Source organism: Deltaproteobacteria bacterium (assembly GCA_016234845.1).
In the GTDB taxonomy this organism is placed as follows: domain Bacteria; phylum Desulfobacterota; class Deferrimicrobia; order Deferrimicrobiales; family Deferrimicrobiaceae; genus JACRNP01.
In genome coordinates this window covers 1-6,050 of sequence record JACRNP010000032.1, presented here as the reverse complement: position 1 = coordinate 6,050, position 6,050 = coordinate 1, and the positions used below count along the sequence as shown (strand labels likewise).

Genomic DNA, 6,050 nt, shown 5'->3' with positions numbered 1-6,050 from the left:
GGCCAGGACCGCGGCCATGCAGTTGCGGTTCATCCTGTTCATTCCTCCTCCGTTGCGATCCTTGTGGCGTCGGGCGGCGGCGGCTCTCCGCGCCGCTCGAACGCGTCGATCTCCTCGAGCTCGAGGGCGTGTTCGTGCTCCATGTCGTGCCTCGACAGCTTCCCGTCGATCCAGGTGAAGGACATCGGGGCGAAGTCGGGGTTCATGAACACGTAGTAGAAGTGCCACACGATGATGGCCAGCGTGGCCAGGATCGCTTCGTAGTAATGGACGATGGTGGCGACGTCCAGCCCCCACATGGGGATATGCTTCAGGGTCTCGTCCTGGAACCAGAGCATGAACCCGGTGACGACCATCACGATCGTCCCCCACACCAGCGCGAGGTACTCCGCCTTCTCGACGTAGCTGAACCGGTCGAATTTCGGCTTGTGGTCCGCCATCCCGAAGAAGTAGCGGATCGTCCCCGCGACGTCCTCGGCGTCCTTCCACCGGGGAAGCATCCGGAGGACCTGTCCCCGCCCCCGCGCCGTCATCGCGGCGTAGAAGAGGTGGTACACGCTGGTGACCACCATGAGGACGGCCGCCACCCGGTGTCCCCCGCCGCGAAGGGCGACGTTGGCCTCGTCGGAGAGGAGCGGCAGGGACCACTTGAACTTCAGGGCGAATCCGGTGATCACGAGCAGGATGAAGGTCGTGAAGGTGAGGACGTGCTGCACCCGCTCCGAGCGGTTCAGCCGCTCGTACCCGGGGTGGTCCCAGCGCCTGCGGCTCCGGTAGAGCGCCTGCATCTTGCGGAAGTAGTCGAGGCCGTTGTGCAGGAGCATCCCGCCGATGACCGCCACGATCATCCAGATGTAGAACCGCTCCACCCAGTACTTGACGACGCCCCCGGTTCCTCCCGGGCCGACGTGGATGTTCCCGCTGGCGAAGTTCGCCGTCGCGCCGGGGTGGCACTTGCCGCAGGTGACGGGCAGGTTCTTCGGGTTCACCGTGGAGCGGGGATCCCCGGAGCGGAAGATCTCGTGCACCCCGTGGCAGGACGAGCAGTTCGCCACGGTCTTGTCCCCCAGGCGGGCGGAGAGGCCGTGGAAGCTCTGCTCGTACCCCTTGACCTTGTCGACGGAGACGCCGTAGCGCGCCGCCAGCTTCTCCGCCCCGTGGCAGGAGGCGCACGTCTTCTCCGAGACCGCCCCGAAGGAAACCTGCGACTTCGGGTCGTCGGCCCGGCGGATTTCGTGCTCGCCGTGGCAGTCGGAGCAGTTGGGGGCGTCGGGCATCCCGCGCTGGAGCGCGACGCCGTGGACGCTTTCGCGGTAGATCGTGAAGACGCCGTAGTGGCACTTCCCGCAGGTGGCGGGCAGGTTCTTCTTGTTGATGTGGGAGGAGGGGTCGGACCGGTCCCTCATGTCGTGCGCGCCGTGGCAATCGGCGCAGGTGGCCGACTTGTTCAGCCCCTTCTCCACGATGGCGCGGTTGTGGACGCTCTTCTCGTACATCCGGGTCGCGCCGGGGATCCCGATGTTCCGCTTCTCGAGGATCTCCGGGTTCGCGTGGCACCGGGCGCAGGTCGCCGCGAGATTCCGGTAGTAGACCGGCGAAGAGGAAACGGTGCGCCGGGACACCGCGTGGGCGCCGTGGCAGTCGACGCAACGGGGCGCCCTGGAGACCGGTTTCCGGTCGAGGGTGACCGTGTGACGGCTTTTCGCGTACGCGGCCGCCACCTCGGAGTGGCACCCGGAGCAGTCCACGGATTTGAGACGGGCCGGGTGCGGAAGGTCCTTGATGTCGGCGTGGCAGTCGGTGCAGGAGACGTCGGTGTGCACCGACGCCTTGTACGACGCGGGGTCGACGTGCAGCGACATGCCCGGGAACTTGCCGAACGGATCCCCGGAATCCTTCGCGCCGCCCGGGGTCACGTTCGACGCCTTTTCGGCGGTGGACCACCCGAGGATCCCCCGGTCGCCGTGGCAGTCGAAGCATTGGCCGTTGTCGATCGCCGCGGCCGCGCAAGGGAGGAGGAGGATCCCGAGGGCGAAGAGTCGCGGAAGGAACCGGAACAGCGCCGATCCGAAGTGCCCTTGCGTGCTTCTGCAGCGCGGAATCGTCATGGCGTCCCACCCCTTGGTTTCGCTGATTCGGGAAGCAGAGTCGGGGGAGTTTCCGTCCAAATTGTCGACTGTATACATAACGTATCGATTCGGCGGAATCAAGGGAAAAGTAGCACCGACCGGACGGCGGATTCCGGAATGGTTCCCGGATGCCCGCTTCCCCGCGGACCGAAGGCGGCGCGCCCGGCGAACCGGACGGGAAAATGAAAACCGCCGTTTTATTCTCCGGAAAGTCCCTTGGGCGACGCAACTTGGCAAAAACACAAAAATATCCCCGCTTTTTCTTGACAGCCCACCGACGGCACAATATCTTGTAGTCGGTGCGCGACTTGACCACAAGATAGGCTATCCTGTCATATACGGCCCCCGGCCTGAAACGGAGCGAACGAATGGATTTGAACCCCCCAGTCCCCGCCTCTTCCACCACCGCGGTCCCCGGGCACGACGGCCCGGCGCGCACCGCCGGAAGGGGGCTCCCCGAGCATCCCCCGAAAGCGTGGACCGAGGCGATGCGGGAGAAGCACGGCGTGATGCCGGTTTCCGAAAACGCCCGCACCGTGCTGGAACGCCGCTACCTCAAGAAAGGGATGAAGGGCGACCCGCTGGAGACGCCCGAGGAGATGGTCTGCCGCGTCGCGTACAACATCGCGCTGGCGGAAGGGCTTTACTACGGCGCCCTCCCCGAGGTCGTGCTCCGTTGGGCGGAAACGTTCTACGCCCTCATGCGGGGGCTCGATTTCCTCCCGAACTCCCCCACGCTGATGAACGCGGGGCGCGAGCTCCAGCAGCTGTCGGCGTGCTTCGTCCTCCCGGTGGAGGATTCGATGGAGTCGATCTTCGAGGCGGTCAAGAACACCGCGCTGATCCACAAGAGCGGCGGCGGCACCGGCTTCTCCTTCTCGCGGCTCCGGCCGCACGCGGACGTCGTCCGGTCGACCAAGGGGATCTCTTCCGGCCCGATCTCCTTCATGACCGTCTTCGACGCGGCCACGGAGACGATCAAGCAGGGCGGCACGCGGCGCGGCGCGAACATGGGGATCCTGCGGGTCGACCACCCCGACATCCTCGACTTCATCACCTGCAAGAGCCAGACGAGCCGCCTGAACAACTTCAACATCTCCGTCGCCCTCACCGAGGAGTTCATGAAGGCGGTGGAGAACGACGAGGAGTACAGCCTCGTCAACCCCCACTCCCGCGAAGTGACCTCGCGGCTGTCGGCCCGCGAGGTGTTCGAGCGGATCGTCGACTCGTCCTGGCGCAACGGGGAGCCGGGGATCGTCTTCATCGACCGGATCAACCGGGACAATCCCACGCCGCGGGTCGGCGCGATCGAGAGCACGAACCCCTGCGGAGAGCAGCCTCTGCTGCCGTACGAATCGTGCAACCTGGGCTCCGTCAACCTCGCGAACATGATCGCCGCGGAGAACGGCCACGCCCGGATCGACTACGACCGGCTGAAAACGGTGGTGCACACCTCGGTCCGGTTCCTGGACAACGTGATCGACATGAACAACTACCCCCTGGCCGAGATCCGCCACATGACGATGGGAAACCGGAAGATCGGGCTCGGGGTCATGGGGTTCGCCGACATGCTGATCCGCCTCGGGGTCCCGTACGACTCCGACGAGGCGCTGGCGGTGGGCCAGGAGGTCATGAGCTTCGTCCAGCAGGAGGCGCAGGCGGCGTCCTCCAACCTGGCGCGCGAGCGGTGCCCCTTCCCCAACTACCCGGTCAGCGTCTTCCCCGAGCGGGGCGGGGCCCCGCGCCGAAACGCCACCGTGACCACCATCGCCCCGACGGGCACGATCAGCATCATCGGCGGCGTCTCCAGCGGGATCGAGCCGATCTTCGCCCTCTCCTACATCCGCAACGTGATGGACAACGACCACCTCGTGGAGGCGCACCCGCTGTTCGACGCCGAGATGCGGCGGCGCGGGCTCTACTCCGTGGACCGGATGAAGGAGATCTCGAAGGTGGGGTCGTTGAAGCACGTCGAGGGGATCCCCGAGGACGTCGCGCGCGTCTACGTCACCGCGCACGACATCTCCCCGGAGGCCCACCTGCGGATGCAGGCGGCGTTCCAGAAGTACACCGACAACGCGGTGTCCAAGACGGTGAACTTCCCGTCGGACGCCACGCGCGACGACATCCGGAAGGTGTTCGCGCTCGCCTACCGCCTCGGGTGCAAGGGGGTCACGGTCTACCGCGACCGCAGCCGCGAGGAGCAGGTCCTGAACATCGGCGAGGTGAACCGGAAGGACGGCGCCGCGTCGGCGGTCCCCGCGGAGAGCCGCGAAACGCCGTTCGTCACCCCCCGCCCGCGCCCCGACACCCTGATCGGGGTGACCAAGGAGATCAAGACGAGCTGCGGAAAGCTCTACGTCACGATCAACCGGGACGAGAAGGGGATCTTCGAGGTCTTCAACCAGATGGGGAAGGCGGGCGGGTGCGCCGCGTCCCAGTCGGAGGCGATCGGCCGGCTGGTCTCGCTCGCCCTGCGCTCCGGCGTGCAGCCCGAGATGATCATCAAGCAGCTGAAGGGAATCTCCTGCCACCTCCCCTCGTGGGGAGGGAACGGCGGGAAGATCCTTTCGTGCGCCGACGCCGTGTCGAAGGCGATCGAGTGGTACCTCGAGAACTTCGAGGCGATGTTCCCCGGCGTCCCCAAGCCGTCCGCCGCCGCGGCCGCGGCCGCCGCATCGAAGAAGCCGGCGCTGCCCGGCGACGAGGAAGAGATCGTCCGGGGCGCCTGCCCCGACTGCGGCAGCCAGGTCGAGCGGCAGGAGGGGTGCCTCAAGTGCCGCTCCTGCGGCTTCTCGGAGTGCTAACGCCTTTGGGGGACACTCTTCGCTTTCGGTTCACCTCCGGGTTTCCGGAAGAGTGCCCCCCGCCAGTAACGCCAGCCGCGTAATGAAGGTACAGAGTGTCCCCCCCCGGTAACGCCAGCCACCGTGCTCCATTTCTGACGTTTGAAGGTATAGAGGGTTCCGGCAAGTCGACGCAGCTTGCGCGTCTCTCCGCGCACCTGTCCGCGAAGGGGATTCCCCACCTCGTCACGCGCGAGCCGGGCGGCACCCCGCTGGCCGACGAGATCCGCCGCCTCGTGCTCTCCCCCCGCGAAGAACGCATCTTTCCCGAAACCGAGCTGCTCCTGTACGAGGCGTCCCGCGCGCAGCACGTCCGGGGCGTCATCCTGCCCGCCATCGAATCGGGGCGGGCGGTCCTCTGCGACCGGTTCTCCGACGCCACGACCGCGTACCAGGGGCACGCGAGGAAGCTCGGCACGGAGATCGTGGAACGGCTGAACGGATTCGCCGCGGGGGGGATCACCCCCGACCTCACCCTCCTGTTCGACCTGCCGCCCGAGACGGGTGTCGCCCGCATCCGGGGACGGGCGCGGGCCGCGGACCGGATCGAGGGGGAGCCGCTCGCCTTCCACCGCGCGGTGCGCGACGGGTATCTGCGCCTCCTCGAATCCCGGCCGTCGCGGTTTGCGCGGATCGACGCCGCGCTTCCGGAGGACGAGGTGTTCCACGCCGTGCTGGACGCGGTCGCCCGGCGCTTCGGATGGTAGAGCCGCTCTCCTCCGTCCTCGGCCAGGATCGGGCTCTCTCCCTCCTCCGCCGCTATCTCGCCGCCGGGGCGACCCCCCACGGGCTCCTTTTCGCGGGAGAGGAAGGGATCGGGAAGGAGAAGGCGGCGCGCGCGTTCGTCGCCGCCCTGCTCTGCCGGAACCCGGGGGAAGACGGCGCCTGCCGCTCCTGTCCCGAGTGCCGCCTTCTCGCGTCGTCCTCCCACCCGAACTTCCTTCACATCGTCCCGGAGACGCCGTTCCTGCGGATCGACGAGATCCGGGCGCTGCAGGAGGAGCTGTCCCTCAAGGCGTTCTCCGACCGCCCCCGCGCGGCCATCCTGTGCCCCGCCGACCGGATGACGCCGCAG

4 protein-coding genes are annotated in these 6,050 nt (G+C 67.2%); 3 read left to right on the top strand and 1 reads right to left on the bottom strand.

Annotation, left to right across the window (positions count from 1 at the left end; all coding sequences use genetic code 11):
* Positions 1–38 precede the first annotated feature (38 nt).
* Positions 39–2,108 (bottom strand): cytochrome c3 family protein, encoded by a 2,070-nt coding sequence (locus tag HZB86_03180; GenBank protein ID MBI5904542.1) that lies wholly within the window; start codon positions 2,106–2,108, stop codon positions 39–41.
* Positions 2,109–2,617: 509 nt separating this feature from the next.
* On the opposite strand from HZB86_03180, the gene HZB86_03175 reads away from it, so the two are divergent.
* The 3 genes from HZB86_03175 to HZB86_03165 form a co-directional block, all read left to right on the top strand.
* A complete protein-coding gene (locus HZB86_03175; GenBank protein ID MBI5904541.1) occupies positions 2,618–4,936 on the top strand; it encodes a vitamin B12-dependent ribonucleotide reductase in 2,319 nt (772 codons plus the stop codon).
* 95 nt (positions 4,937–5,031) lie between these two features.
* Positions 5,032–5,682 carry a dTMP kinase gene (locus tag HZB86_03170; protein MBI5904540.1) on the top strand — a complete coding sequence of 217 codons (651 nt, stop codon included), beginning with the start codon at positions 5,032–5,034 and terminating at the stop codon, positions 5,680–5,682.
* A partial coding sequence (locus HZB86_03165) for a DNA polymerase III subunit delta' (GenBank protein MBI5904539.1) occupies positions 5,676–6,050 on the top strand: 375 nt, incomplete at its 3' end. The genes HZB86_03170 and HZB86_03165, both read left to right, overlap by 7 nt.

Excerpts from the sequence above, each read along its gene's own strand:
- HZB86_03180 (MBI5904542.1), bottom strand. The coding sequence starts at position 2,108 with ATGACGATTCCGCGCTGCAGAAGCACGCAAGGGCACTTCGGATCGGCG.
- HZB86_03175 (MBI5904541.1), top strand. The coding sequence starts at position 2,618 with ATGCGGGAGAAGCACGGCGTGATGCCGGTTTCCGAAAACGCCCGCACC.